Annotated in this window: 13 protein-coding genes and 3 pseudogenes; 9 read left to right on the forward strand and 7 right to left on the reverse strand. The window is 34.5% G+C overall.

Going from position 1 to position 12,829, the window contains the following annotated elements; translation table 11 throughout:
- Positions 1-429: 429 nt before the first annotated feature.
- On the forward strand, positions 430-582 hold the full coding sequence (locus ACQKMR_RS06405) for a hypothetical protein (RefSeq protein WP_427696534.1): 153 nt from the start codon (positions 430-432) through the stop codon (positions 580-582).
- A 731-nt stretch (positions 583-1,313) separates the two neighbouring features.
- On the opposite strand, the gene ACQKMR_RS06410 is transcribed toward ACQKMR_RS06405, so the two are convergent.
- A complete protein-coding gene (locus tag ACQKMR_RS06410) occupies positions 1,314-2,702 on the reverse strand; it encodes a cytochrome P450 (RefSeq protein WP_427696535.1) in 1,389 nt (462 codons plus the stop codon).
- Between the two features lie 163 nt (positions 2,703-2,865).
- Here ACQKMR_RS06410 and ACQKMR_RS06415 point away from each other — a divergent pair.
- The 4 genes and pseudogenes from ACQKMR_RS06415 to ACQKMR_RS06430 form a co-directional block, all read left to right on the forward strand.
- Positions 2,866-3,242, forward strand: a pseudogene (locus ACQKMR_RS06415) (recombinase family protein); the annotation flags it as partial.
- 515 nt (positions 3,243-3,757) lie between these two features.
- On the forward strand, positions 3,758-3,988 hold the full coding sequence (locus ACQKMR_RS06420; RefSeq protein ID WP_427696536.1) for a cytochrome P450: 231 nt from the start codon (positions 3,758-3,760) through the stop codon (positions 3,986-3,988).
- Between the two features lie 188 nt (positions 3,989-4,176).
- Positions 4,177-4,746 carry a hypothetical protein gene (locus tag ACQKMR_RS06425; protein WP_427696537.1) on the forward strand — a complete coding sequence of 190 codons (570 nt, stop codon included), beginning with the start codon at positions 4,177-4,179 and terminating at the stop codon, positions 4,744-4,746.
- Between the two features lie 1,783 nt (positions 4,747-6,529).
- On the forward strand, positions 6,530-6,823 hold the full coding sequence (locus ACQKMR_RS06430) for a hypothetical protein (RefSeq protein ID WP_427696538.1): 294 nt from the start codon (positions 6,530-6,532) through the stop codon (positions 6,821-6,823).
- Between the two features lie 166 nt (positions 6,824-6,989).
- Here the strand turns inward: ACQKMR_RS06430 and ACQKMR_RS06435 are convergent, their stop codons facing one another.
- Complete coding sequence (locus ACQKMR_RS06435) at positions 6,990-7,481, reverse strand: undecaprenyl-diphosphatase (RefSeq protein ID WP_427696539.1); 492 nt, start codon at positions 7,479-7,481, stop codon at positions 6,990-6,992.
- A 300-nt stretch (positions 7,482-7,781) separates the two neighbouring features.
- Here ACQKMR_RS06435 and ACQKMR_RS06440 point away from each other — a divergent pair.
- Positions 7,782-7,949 (forward strand): annotated as a pseudogene (locus tag ACQKMR_RS06440) (alkaline phosphatase family protein); the annotation flags it as partial.
- A gap of 342 nt (positions 7,950-8,291) precedes the next feature.
- Here the strand turns inward: ACQKMR_RS06440 and ACQKMR_RS06445 are convergent.
- Entirely contained in the window at positions 8,292-8,459 is a 168-nt protein-coding gene (locus ACQKMR_RS06445; RefSeq protein ID WP_427696540.1) for a hypothetical protein, read from the reverse strand.
- Positions 8,460-8,852: 393 nt separating this feature from the next.
- On the opposite strand from ACQKMR_RS06445, the gene ACQKMR_RS06450 reads away from it, so the two are divergent.
- On the forward strand, positions 8,853-9,650 hold the full coding sequence (locus ACQKMR_RS06450) for an alpha/beta fold hydrolase (RefSeq protein ID WP_427696541.1): 798 nt from the start codon (positions 8,853-8,855) through the stop codon (positions 9,648-9,650).
- A 135-nt stretch (positions 9,651-9,785) separates the two neighbouring features.
- Complete coding sequence (locus ACQKMR_RS06455; RefSeq protein WP_427696542.1) at positions 9,786-10,388, forward strand: DUF2238 domain-containing protein; 603 nt, start codon at positions 9,786-9,788, stop codon at positions 10,386-10,388.
- 336 nt (positions 10,389-10,724) lie between these two features.
- Here the strand turns inward: ACQKMR_RS06455 and ACQKMR_RS06460 are convergent, their stop codons facing one another.
- From ACQKMR_RS06460 to ACQKMR_RS06475, 4 genes and pseudogenes are all read right to left on the reverse strand, one after another.
- Complete coding sequence (locus ACQKMR_RS06460) at positions 10,725-10,907, reverse strand: hypothetical protein (RefSeq protein WP_427696543.1); 183 nt, start codon at positions 10,905-10,907, stop codon at positions 10,725-10,727.
- Positions 10,908-11,236: 329 nt separating this feature from the next.
- Positions 11,237-11,374, reverse strand: coding sequence for a hypothetical protein (locus ACQKMR_RS06465; RefSeq protein ID WP_427696544.1), 138 nt, complete (start codon positions 11,372-11,374; stop codon positions 11,237-11,239).
- Positions 11,375-11,509: 135 nt separating this feature from the next.
- Positions 11,510-11,578 (reverse strand): annotated as a pseudogene (locus tag ACQKMR_RS06470) (CHRD domain-containing protein); the annotation flags it as partial.
- 55 nt (positions 11,579-11,633) lie between these two features.
- A complete protein-coding gene (locus ACQKMR_RS06475; protein ID WP_427696545.1) occupies positions 11,634-11,852 on the reverse strand; it encodes a hypothetical protein in 219 nt (72 codons plus the stop codon).
- 285 nt (positions 11,853-12,137) lie between these two features.
- Here ACQKMR_RS06475 and ACQKMR_RS06480 point away from each other — a divergent pair, with 285 nt between their 5' ends.
- Positions 12,138-12,389 carry a hypothetical protein gene (locus ACQKMR_RS06480; protein WP_427696546.1) on the forward strand — a complete coding sequence of 84 codons (252 nt, stop codon included), beginning with the start codon at positions 12,138-12,140 and terminating at the stop codon, positions 12,387-12,389.
- Positions 12,390-12,829: the final 440 nt, after the last annotated feature.

The raw sequence follows: 12,829 nt of genomic DNA on the forward strand, positions 1-12,829 counted from the left end.
TCTTTTTTTAAGAAATTGTTTAGAGTGAGCTTAAGATTAAGTTCTAACATAATTTAAGACATTAAAATTAATAAGGAAGGAAAATTTCATGGAACCTCAAGAATTACTATAACAGGCCATTTTACTGGAACATATGAATGTACCTGAAAAAGGAGGACGTCCTTTTGGGGCTGTTGTTGTACGAAACGGGGAAATCATTGCTATCGGTACTAATGATGTATTGGAAATCACATCGAAATGACAGCAATTCGGGAAGCGAATTTCTCTCCGATTGAGAGATTTAAGGAATTCGCGAACCTTGCCCTATGTGTCAAGGAGCCAATAGAAAGAAGTACCCTTTCATTACATTGAGATGAAAAGTGCATAGAGGCCTTGATTTATGGGTCAAGAAAAACAGTGATAATAACAAATAATAGGGACGTGTATTTTATGTGGAAGTGGCTGGCAGTAAACATAGGATGCATTCTCTTGCTTCAAGGGTGTATCTCAGATGACAAGGAAGAACTGAAAATACAGGAAAAGGAGAGACAAGGAGTGAATGAAGTGATTGAACGGATTTTGACAAAAGAAGGAGCAAAATAAACAGATGGACTAGGCCTTCCTACCAGTGAAATCACTCTGATTTGTTTACAAAACGTCAAACTTTAACATCTTGTACGACAAATACCGTAATGTCTGATTGGGCAAATATCTAAATTCCAAGCTTTATTGCTGAAGCGAATGCCTCACCTCCACTCAAGTCCGCAAAAGCAATCGACAACAATCGTATCAGAGAACTTTTAATAAAGATCTAGGTTTTGAGCTATTTTTTGGTCGCTAAACAATTGGGCAACTGCAGAGCATGTACCTCTAATAGTAAAGTGAAATTTAGAAATAAAAGGAAGAGAGACGATTAATGTTTTCGCTCTTTTTCTCGTAAGGAAGAGCTAACAACGTAAATTACTAGATACGGAATGAACCTTGTTTCAAAACGAGCGAGTGATGGTAAATAGTCCTGCCAAGGAAGCCTATTAAAACAGGATTTGCTATACCATTACCCCAGCCCTAAAAATAGAACAGTGGAGATAAATATTGTAGTATGGCACAAGGCCAAGAAACATGAAAAGACCGCAATGTGTTCTTGAATAAGAACATTGCAGCCTTTTGTCTCTTTGTTTCAGAGGTAAAATAAATAGTGTGAATCTAAAACGTGAATTTATGACTCCTACGAAAAATCTGCTAAAAAACTGAAAGAATAGGGTCTTCTAAAATGGCCAACACACCCAAATACTCCAAAGCCAAATGGCCACCACAAGTCATTTAAATCCATATTACTATTCATCAATTCTGGATTCACGAAGGGACTCTTTTCTATCTTCGACAATCATGCGCAACCCACGCTTTGGTCTGAGTGTAATAGATGGAAGTGGTTTTACTTCATGATGGTCCGGCGCAAGCCTTATCCGATATCGTTGAGCAATGCACGCTAGGACAAGCACAGCTTCCATCATTGCGAAATGATTACCGATACAAACTCTTGCCCCTCCGCCAAACGGAAAGTAAGCGAACTGAGGTAGAGTTTTCACAAAGTTGTTTTCAAATCGCTCAGGATTAAAAGACTCTGGATTATCAAAATACTCTGGCTTGTGGTGCATCACATACTGACTTAACAAGAGCATATCGCCTTTTTTAAAATGATATCCTCCTATTACCACATCCTCCTCCGCTTTCCGTGATACTATATAGCCAGGAGGGTATATGCGCATTGATTCATTGATAATATTTTGTGTGTACGTTAATTTCATATAATCGCCAGGAGTAGGGTTACGATTGCCGATTACGCTATCTATTTCATTGAAAAGTTTAGTTTCCACTTCAGGGTGTTGTGAAAGCAAGTATAAGGTCCAGGAAAGCACGTTTGCAGTTGTTTCGTGACCGGCAAGGAAAATGGTCATTAACTCATCACGTACCTGCTGGTTTGTCATACCTAAGCCATCCTCATCATCTCGAGCATCCATAAGAATCCCAAGCATATCCTCATGTCTCTCTGAATCTTCCCTACGTTTTTCAATAAAGCTATAAATCACTGAATCAAGTCTTTGTATCGAATTTTTAAATTCACGGTTATTTTTAGTCGGAACCCATAGTGGCAATTGAAGAAGTGTTCTCATCCTTTTAACAGCAATTCTCATAGATGCTTCTATAGGTTCCCCGAGCTCGTCATATCCTTCTTTGAGGTTCATACTGAACATGGTCTTGCTGATAATACCGAGAGCAAGGCTCATCATATCCTCCGTAATAATCCGTTCTTCCCTGTTTTTCCAATTGGAAATATAGTTCATTGTTATATCAATCATATCCTGGGCATAATTGCTAATATGAGACTTTTTGAAAGAAGGTTGAATAAGCCTTCTTTGGCGCATGTGAATTTCTTTTTCACTTGTAAGAAGGCCTTCTCCAAGTAATGGTTTTAAAGCATGGAAGTCATTTGATTTCAATAAGGATTTTTGTTTTGTTACAAGTACCTGCTTAATTAAATCTGGATTTGAAATGAAGTAAACATTTTGGAAAGGTCCAAAACGAATTTTAGCAACATCTCCATATTCTTTTGCTAAGTGGGTAAGAAAGCCAAGTGTATCTGAAATAAACTCCTTTGAATGGCCAGTAATTAGTCTTCCTTTTGGGCCCTTGGGAGAATCATGTGAAAAATCTGTGTCACTCAATGGTTTGTTCCTCCATTTCGATATAATTACTTGTATTCATTCTATGAGGAAAGTATAAATTGGTTTGGACAGGTTGTTAAAAAGAAGACTAACAAATATTTTTTTAAGGAAAAAAATTCAATCGGGTTCAATGTCAATTATAAAAACTGATGGTTCTTAAAAGAGATGCAAAGAAGAGATCCTCCAGAAATGGGATGACATCACGAAAAATATTCAAGCAGATATCGTGGTGATGGATATGCCTTTGTTGGACACCACTCAATTTAAGGATAGTTTAGGAACCTTCATCACAGATCTTGTTTTACAAATCCTTTTCTGGATGGCTGAAGAAGAACGATCGTATACGAAAACGGCAGGTGAAGGAATTGATGCCTTCGGCCGGCCGAAAGCTTAAGAAACGTAGAGCTTAAAGAAGTCTTTGACTTATGGAAAGCAGGAGAGATGACAGCCGTTAAAGCCATGGCGGAATTAGGCGTTAAAAAGACTACTTTTTATAAGTTGGTAAAGGAATATGAAAAAACTTTAAAAAGATCATTATAAAATATAGTAGAAACTCGTAAAATAACAGCCTTTGCTCATTGAGAGTAAAGGCTGTTTAAAAGGATAAGGGAAATATTTTGTTAAATAAGTTTAAAACATCTATTTAAATAAGTTTTAGTGTTGAATTTTTTTCTCAATAACTCTAGTTATTCTCAATAACAATACAAGCCATTTTATATAAAAGACATATCATGTATAGATGGAAGGATATTGTCAATATAACCACGAACTATAGACGCCTGGATAGACGGTGAAGAACGAATCAAAACGCAGGAGATGATGAGCATTGCTCTTGGCATCATAAGCATGACCATGTTCAGCATGGATTTCAAGGAAGGCTATGCGTACTCGGGGGACGATTGAATCCGCCATAGAATAGCAGTGAAAAGGATGAGAACTCTCCTTCAACTGACTTTATAGGTTCCGACTAAAAAAGCAATCGAATCGGTAACCGCCTCCCTTCGCCTGGGGATTTCATAAAACTAACTTATACTCAAAATATAATCTGGGAATCGATGCGCTTTTTCCCTCCAGTCTTTGTCGCTGGACGTAAAGTGGTCCTTGTAAGGCAGTGTGTAATTCATCGAAAGCCCGAGTATTTCAAAGATCAACAGTCTATTAAGCCTGAACGATTTGAAAATAATTTTGTGTATGCCTACTTTCCATTTGGCGGAGGTAGGAAAGATTGTATTGGCAATCTTATTGCATTGATCGAAGCAGTGCTTATGCTTGCGAGGATTGCGTAGGATCGTGAAAAAAACAAACGAATTCGATCAACCCAAGTTGCAAAATAAATAAATTCTGAACGCTACAATATAAACAGCCAGAACGCAATCTTTTACTCATTGACTCTTCTAAGTATTTGTTTCTCTGTCTACCTGGAAATTTTTTTCTATGGTTACAAATTTTTTAATAAAAAGGAGACGTTTAGGGGATGTGCCCAATTAACAATGGTAATGAAGGATTACAGTCGAGTAAAAGTTCTATGTTGTCCCGTGAAGAGATAAAAGCCATTGAATCCTGGATATCTCAAATGGGAGAATACCAATTTTTAAAAACGGCAAGACAAAAAATGGTTACTGCTAAAAAAACTCTAAAATTCAAGTATAAAATGATTGGATATGGTTATAACAGAATTGTCTATGACCTCAATAATGGCTATATCTTAAAAATTGCATTATGTGAAGTAGGATTATTAGGCAACGCAAATGAAGCCTACATTTATAATAACTGCAATGAGGAAGTCCAAAAGTACCTATGTCCGGTTAAGGAGTTTGGTTCTGGCTGGGTTATTATGAAGAAGATGGGCACAAAAGTGCCATTTGCAATCACGGGATATAGTAAACTAATCGGGTTAGAATTGAAATTCCTAAGATACGGCATTATTCCAATCGATTTGCGGTTAGATAATGTCGCATTTTCAGAGGATAATGAAATGGTTGTCATTGATTACGGCCTATTCAACATGGATCTCAATAGCACTGTGTTGCGTTGGCTAGATTGATGATGGTTCTATTTAAAGAAATGAAACTTTTTTTTTCATTTAGAGGGACTAGCCGTTACAGGTAAGGACAAACATTAATAATATAAAGAAAAGATGAAAGGAGTGTTATTTATGAGAAGAATTCGCATTAGAAGACCTTATACTCGTTTATTAAAAGAGAGCCAGTTACTTCACTCGCAAATTATTGATCATCAAGTAGAATTCTTACGTAAAATAAGAGACTCTTTAAAATAAAGAGTCAATTCTAGCTGCGATAACAAAAAAACTGAAGACTACAACCAGCCACCCTAGAAGCTGGTTGTGGTTTTTAGATATAGGCCCAGTTATCTAGATGTATATTTGCATTACTTCTCGATTGAGCTGTTTGTAGACTGATAGGAATTTATTAAAAATTTCACGCTGTTAAGTTTTTAATACCTGTTCATAATCTTCCGATATAATATGGTATTGTTTCCGTCGTTATCTTTTAACGCACAGAGTGGTCTATAAATACAAGTACAGTAGATTCCTTTTTACGGAATTTTTCCGTTTAACATATTTTGTATCCGATTTTTTAGTAAGCCGCAATATTTCTTTCACTCTTAGGTAAACAGTTCATACTGCTGTTAAACTGTGATTCTATTTCCTTCATCATTTGTTCTCTGATACCTCTTTAGAATCGGAACTAAAAGATCCCGGAGACATTAATATTGATCAGACTGAAAATACGATAACAGAAACAACAAGAAGATGGAGAAACCATTTCTATCTTTGCGATGCGCAAAAAGAGCAGATCCGTTGAGGGCTGCTCTTTTCGAATTGCAACTCAACCTATCTTATATCTCGATAAAATTTTTCCACAAGTTGGGGGCTCTTATTGGAAAGAGACATAAAAAAAGCTTATCACACTAAAAAGCATCCATAATTTTTTAAAATGATTGACGAGAAATTCTAATATAGCTGAATTGTCAAAAGAAAAACTGAACCTTTCGTGAGCTTTTGCATATTAATCTGCCTATATTTGGCCGAGACTTATCTTAAGCAAAAAAATCCCTTCCCCTCTGGCGTTAAGTAATTATTTTATACTGTTACAGGAGCAGTTCTGTAAAAACTAACTCAAATCTAGCTGATATATATATTTAAGGTATAATAATAACAGAGGCGTTGCTGCCTTATACTTTTTCCTAAAATCAGCCACTAAAGGGTGGCTTTAATTTAATAAAAAGAACAAAGGAATACACATAATATACATGACTAATAGTGTAGATTTAGGTCTTGATAATTCCAGGACAGTTTCTCTATTACCATAATCATGATTCTAATTGCGTCCAACTTCCTTCAATTTCTTGATCTGGCTTATAGCGTGATCGGTCATGAAGGAAGCACGATTCTCGTCATTCTTAACAGCTTACGATTATTAAGGAACTAAAAAACTGAACGTACAAAAGGGAGCCTAAAATGCTCCCTTTTGTATTCAGCTTAACTTTTTAATGATCGCCATTCTGCCCATTTGCAGAACCTGATGTTTTATGGTTCCCCTTTTTACCCTTATGCTTTCCTTTCTTACTCATGAAAGAATTCCTCCCCAATACAAGATGTTATTTCTTAGACTTCTTTTATTTATCTGTAAAATGTTTCTATTCTTTTATCTTAATCAGTTTAAATACTTTATCGAATTTGGTTTACTGAAATTTAAGTCCATATCAAAACATTGCCAGCATCATCAAACCCCTAAAAGCAAATATTAGATGATGGAAGGGAAAAATTTTGCTTTCCAAATTTTATATAGAGGAAGTGCCTGAAAATGAATAACTGGATACCAGCGCTTTTGAATACAGGGAGAAAGCAAAACATGTTAACGATGTTTGGCAGAAAAAGAAATAATAGAGGTATGATGTGGGCTTCTTTATTAGGTCTAGGAGTTAGTGCAGCTGCTATTGGATTAGGAAGAAATCGAAACAGAAATATGCTGCGTCCTGTTCAAAATGTAATGAATAATATTCGAACGCGAACAGCTGGCCGAATGCTAAACACTGCTGCTATAACAGAGTTTTCAAAGGAATTAGTACCTGACAAAAATCCTTTAACAAACAAATGAATTTCTATTCACATAAAAATGCCCAATTCAATGTGGGCATTTTTATGTGAAGAAATTGGAATCAGTAAAATCCGAAAAAAATTTTATCTTGGTAAAAGACTGATTACTGTATAAAAACCATGATTTCGACTAAATATAGCTGCTATTGACAGGCAAAAAAATTTACTCAGCGGGCAATTTTATCTAATATGATGCTGGTCATGGTTGCAATAAAGGCACTTCCAATAATATCAGATGGATAATGATGTCCTACCCAAATACGTGAGAAGCCCGTCAGCACAGATAATACCCACATGATTGAACCAAGGACACGGTCATAAAGAAAGATAGAAGTAGATATAGCAAATACAAGCAGAGTATGTTTACTTGGAAATGAAGAAACCATTTTTGAAGGAATGAGTATGCCGACCCGACGTTTCACAAACGGACGTGGTTTAAAATAAAACAATTTAATCAAAGTGTTAATAAACAAAGTTACCCCCACAGATATCACCGCGTTGCAAGACACTTTTTTGTAAGAATCATTTCTAAACCACATGAAAATCAAAACAAAAATAAACACATAACGAATTTTATTTGATATCAATATCATCAGCAAATCAATTGGAGAACAACGTCCAGAAAGCTGATTAATTGACTTAAATACTTTGTAGTTCATAAAAATTATCTCCTTACTTTATAGATACAAATAAAATTCCCTCCTAAGCAAGAAATATGTAAAAATCGAGAAAAGAGATTTCTCTGGAATAAAGGAATTGGGTCAAGTCAGAATCCAGTTGTTTCTTTGTATAAGTTATCAAAAATAAGATATAAAAAAATTTTACAATGGAAAAATAAATAAAACAGTCTTCAGTATGAGTTAGAGAAGATTTTTAGGCTGGTTCAATAAATAGGAGAAGGATGATTTAAGAGTGGCATCTTTCACAAGAAAAAAGTTTCAAAACTTAAACCAGTAATTATGCTTGTTATTGATACATTAATGGACCCACCTCTACAAGAGGCCATCAAAAATAATCGAGCACCGGCATTCAAGTTTTTAATTGAGAACGGCATGTACTTTCCAGATGTGGTCAGTCCTTTTCCAACAATGTCTGTTAATGTTGACACGACACTACTTACGGGTACTATTCAGGCATTAATTCTCTATAACAAATAGGAACTTCAATTAAGTGAGAAGAAGCCGTCATGTTTGACGACTTCTTTTTCAAAATCATCATGCTGCGCTTTTTTCATTTAATATCGTTTAAGAAACAGGATAATTCACATTATCAGAACTTTCCAGGACGGTAGAATATGAATCATATGCTTTCCTTTCTCAAGTTCCTTTAGAAGTAAGTAAATGTCCACATTACCTATCTATCCAGAACCCTTATTAAACTATAGCAACCCGTTTCTTAAATCGAAAAGTCACCCAACCATCTTTGACATGGAAGGGGGATTATTTGTTGATTGGAAGAAATTACCTTAATTAGGAAATTATTTTTCCGGACTGTTGTTGATTCTGTCCTTGTATGCCAGTCCCCATTCCCATCATATTTTTCATTTTTCCGCCATTTCCACTCAACATTTGATAAGCAGCAATACCTACTCCAACTGAAGCGAAAACGGGTAAAATTTTATCCATGTTTGTCTTCATCTACATCACCTTATTTTATTAAATTTTTGTTCATTTCCTGAACCTTAATATCTTGGGGTAAAAAAAAACTTAAAAAATTCAAGGTGTTTGTTACCAAAACAATTAGTAATAAAAAAATGATATAAAGGAAAAATAAGATATAAAAAATTTAAAGGGATATATGATAAGAAAACAAAAGACGGTAATTGCGCAATTATTCTTCTATGGGAATTTTATTTTTATATACCTCAACCCATATATCTCTAAATCAAGTCGCTTGTCATTAAGATAAAAGCACTTATCATTTATTAGATTTATGGGATTTAGTATAGCAATACATACTTCAACCATTCTGAATAAAGAATAGTTGAAGATTTTAGAAACGATATCAGATTATTTGAGGTGATCATATACATGCCAATGTTAGATGTGGACGGTATTAGCTTGTATTTTAATGTTAAAGGACAAGGGATTCCGATTGTTTTTATTCATCCTCCTGTACTCACAAGCATGAATTTCAAAAACCAAATAGAGGAATTATCCCAAGAATTTCAAGTTATTACTTTTGATATTAGAGGTCACGGAAGGAGTCAGGATTCAAAACCGCCAGTAACCTATCCGCTGATTGTAGAAGATATCAAACATCTGTTGGATCATTTAAAAATTAAAAAAGCATTCATATGCGGATATTCAACCGGAGGCTCTATTGTATTGGAATATTTGCTGAATTCTGCCGATTGGGCTCTAGGAGGCATTGTAATAGGTGGAATATCTGAAGTGAGGGATAAATATTTAAAGCAAAAGATTTCTTTAGGAATATCACTTGCAAATAAAGGAGCAGTTCCAATTCTTGCGCTATCCATTTCATGGAGCAATTCAAATACGCAAAAGTTGTTCAACATGATGTTTAATGAAGCCCTAAAAGGAGATGCCAGAAATATCGAGCAGTATTACCATTATAGTTTGCATTATAACTGTACCCATCAGCTAGAAAAAATCAATCTTCCAATTTTATTGGTCTATGGTAAAAAAGATAAACCATTTTATCATTATGCTAAGTTATTGCATGACAAATTGCCGTATAAGGAATTAAAATTTATTGATCATGCAAAGCATCAGATCCCTACAAAAGCAGCTAATGATTTAAATGAAATGATTAAGCATTTTATCTATACACATAATGAGATGAATACAGATGAAACGTACCTCTAACAGATATTAATCCCTTAGTTCTCCCTATATTTATTCTTTCGATTGCATAATCTAATAACCTAATCCATCAAGTACTCTGTAGAAATTTCTGTCTTTTACAATTGAAAATATCATAAATCTAATGGAGTGAAAAAATTGAGAAGAGATAAAAGTATACTATTGCTAGTTACTGCAGTTTTTATTTGGTCAGTTATTCAGCCAGAAGGATACTTGATATGGACAATGGAAGTACTTCCTGCCGTTGTGGTTCTGATCATTGTAATTGCTACATACAATAAATTTCGCCTCACCACATTATCCTATATCATTATTGCTATTCTTTCGATTACTATGTTCATCGGTGGTCACTATACTTACGCAAAAGTTCCTCTATTTAATTGGATAAAAGATCATTTTGATTTAAACCGGAACCATTATGATCGGTTTGGGCATTTTTTAAAAGGTTTATTTACGATTGTAATTAGAGAAATATTAATACGTAAAACCCCGCTAACAAAAGGTCCGTGGTTATATGCTGTTACTTTAAGTTTTGCACTTGCTTTTGGAGCCTTATATGAAATTATAGAATGGTTAGCTTCTATAATTTCAAAAGGCGGAAAAGCTTCAAAAGAATTTTTAGGAACACAAGGTGATTTTTGGGATGCACAATGGGATATGTCGTTAACATTAATAGGCTCTATTATTGTATTGCTTACCTTATCAAAACTACATAACAAGCTGTTAGGTGTTAAGAGATAATAAAGGCGACTCGATGAAAAAAATTCTATACATAAAGAAGTTGGTTGCTAGGACCATCTCCATTTGCCTTCAAGAGGGAAAAGAAACCCCCATAGATCGTAAAGCGTCTTTTGCTTGATATAAATAGTATTCTGCTTGTTCTTGTCATTTGATAATCACTTTAATAAACGAAATATATTCAGGACTAGCATTTTTTCTCCATCGTATTAATCCTTCACGTACTTTTTTATCTCGGGTTTCAGCATTCATTATACAAGTTACCATTGTTTCTATAATGGATTGCTGTTGCTCACCATTTTTTACCCTTTGAGATGACCCCACTGCGGTTACACGGTGTTATGAAGCAGGGACTAGATGGCTATGCATCTCAAGATTCCCTTTTAAATCTTTGGTTGCTGGTATATGGAAAAGCTCACTACTCATAGCACATACCATTTCTTCAGCATATAAACTTTGATGTAACATATATAAAATAGGCTCCCAGTTGTTAAATCGGTAATAATAATCATCCTGATACAAAAAATCATCTCCTCTTTCAAAAAATAAAACTTACATTTTATAGATATGAATAAGTATCGAAATTAATGAAAATGTATTATCCAGTATGTGTTTATGAATGTTGCCCAATCCAGAGGAGTGGAGACATAGTTTAATGGGGAAATATTGAAGGGTGTTAAAATACTTCAGTGATTAATAAAAAAAAGCCAGATTTCTCTGGAAAATATAGAGATAAATCGGCTTATAATAATAAAAATACCTTAATGTTGTAAATCTACTTTTTCATAAATGTATCCTTGCTACTGAAGGAATTGGTTTAAACTCATTTTTCCGGAAGATTTACTTTTATCTTAGTACTCTATTTCATCGTAATCTTTAGGCTGAGGGAGCGGCTGCCCGGATTCGCTTCTAGAAATATCATTAATTGTTTGCAGCTCATTTTGCCTTTCTTCAGCACCCTTTTCATTTTGCTTTATTTGCTTTTTCATGGTGATTACCCCTTCCAATTGATCTAAAAATTATTATGCACTACTGGAGGTTTCACCATGCATCTAAGAATAATGCAGCCAGGTCTGACTGCAAATTGATTGAATAATTTTTTCATCCTCATATTTCTTTTCACGCTAACAAGGCTTAATTTGTCCGCGAATTTCTCCGTCCGGATTTTGGGCGGTATGGACGTTGACGTATGTTTTCTATCTCTCATCCAAGCCGATAACGGGCTTCCCTCTAAGTGGACGACATTTATCATAAGTCATTTATATTATCTGGGTCGTACATCTTTATGGTCTTCAATTGGATCTTCAAATCAGGAACCACATCATCTTCATCATCATTAATTTTTTCATTATCTTCATCTATATTATCCGGTTCAGTTGCACATTGAGGATCTTCAATTGGTTCCCTTGTATCAGGAACTTCTGGAGGTGGATTATTATCTTCTTCTACATTACAACCCATTAACATGATGGCAAAAGAAGTTCCGACTCAATAATCCCAGCTAAATGGGTGGCATGGCCATTGTCATCATCAGAAAATCGTTTATTTTCCACTACACTGTATCTGTTAACCGTCTTCTCAAATCAGACTGGTTTAGATCAACATCGGTGTTTACAACTGTGCAAGAAGAGCTGTTAATCGAATTAATTTCGAAATACAACGTCAAACACTGTTAGTGTCATAATTTCCAAAAAATGGTTTCTGAAATTCTGAAGCTTTATGTCACAATATATCTTCTAGGGAAGGATTCATTTGTTAAAAATAACAATAAAAACATTCTTGATGGATATATTAAGAATGTATTCTATAAAAAATAAAAAAGGAGCAAGTGTTATGCGGTTACCCGAAGACTTTAAAAATTTTTTAGAAATAAATCCAGCTAGGCATAAAATAGAAGGGTTAAGTTTAGAACCAAACTTTTCACATCTCATCATACATAAGGAAATACATGGGGATAAAGTATTTGTACCATTAGATTTAAAGGGATTTTGGAATCGTTTATAGCAATGAAAAAAAGCAACAATTTGGATATAAAACGGTTGCTATTATATAAACTGTGGCCTAGGAGTTTAATAATTTGTATCCGTGAGTTATTTGGATGTAATTACAATTCCGTTGGTACATATAGCTTGTACGAATTTCACCCGAGTTTTTTTGTACAATTAATATGTAGAAAAGAGATTTAGACTTTTTATCGAAAACTTCATGGAAATATTCGATAAAATAACTATCTTAGAACCATCAAAAATTCACGTCGGTAAATCATATTTGGAGGAGAAAAACCATGAATGCAGAAGTAAATGTCGGGGATATTATTTTTCAATTATTTGCTTAGGGAGTACCAATATTTTTTATAGCAATCCTATTATTATATTGGCGTTCTTCAAAAAACAGAAAAGAACAATTAAACCGTATTGAAGAAAAGTTAGACACGATGCAAAAAA

Origin of the sequence: Peribacillus sp. NPDC096540 (genome assembly GCF_050278525.1) — a bacterium.
Classification (GTDB): Bacteria; Bacillota; Bacilli; order Bacillales; family DSM-1321; genus Peribacillus.

Bases quoted from the DNA above. Each gene is read 5' to 3' on its own strand.
- ACQKMR_RS06425 (WP_427696537.1), top strand. From the start codon at position 4,177: ATGTGCCCAATTAACAATGGTAATGAAGGATTACAGTCGAGTAAAAGT.
- ACQKMR_RS06465 (WP_427696544.1), bottom strand. From the start codon at position 11,374: ATGAAAAAGCAAATAAAGCAAAATGAAAAGGGTGCTGAAGAAAGGCAA.
- ACQKMR_RS06405 (WP_427696534.1), top strand. From the start codon at position 430: ATGTGGAAGTGGCTGGCAGTAAACATAGGATGCATTCTCTTGCTTCAA.
- ACQKMR_RS06445 (WP_427696540.1), bottom strand. From the start codon at position 8,459: ATGAAGACAAACATGGATAAAATTTTACCCGTTTTCGCTTCAGTTGGA.
- ACQKMR_RS06450 (WP_427696541.1), top strand. From the start codon at position 8,853: ATGCCAATGTTAGATGTGGACGGTATTAGCTTGTATTTTAATGTTAAA.
- ACQKMR_RS06435 (WP_427696539.1), bottom strand. From the start codon at position 7,481: ATGAACTACAAAGTATTTAAGTCAATTAATCAGCTTTCTGGACGTTGT.
- ACQKMR_RS06430 (WP_427696538.1), top strand. From the start codon at position 6,530: ATGAATAACTGGATACCAGCGCTTTTGAATACAGGGAGAAAGCAAAAC.
- ACQKMR_RS06475 (WP_427696545.1), bottom strand. From the start codon at position 11,852: ATGTTAATGGGTTGTAATGTAGAAGAAGATAATAATCCACCTCCAGAA.
- ACQKMR_RS06420 (WP_427696536.1), top strand. From the start codon at position 3,758: ATGCGCTTTTTCCCTCCAGTCTTTGTCGCTGGACGTAAAGTGGTCCTT.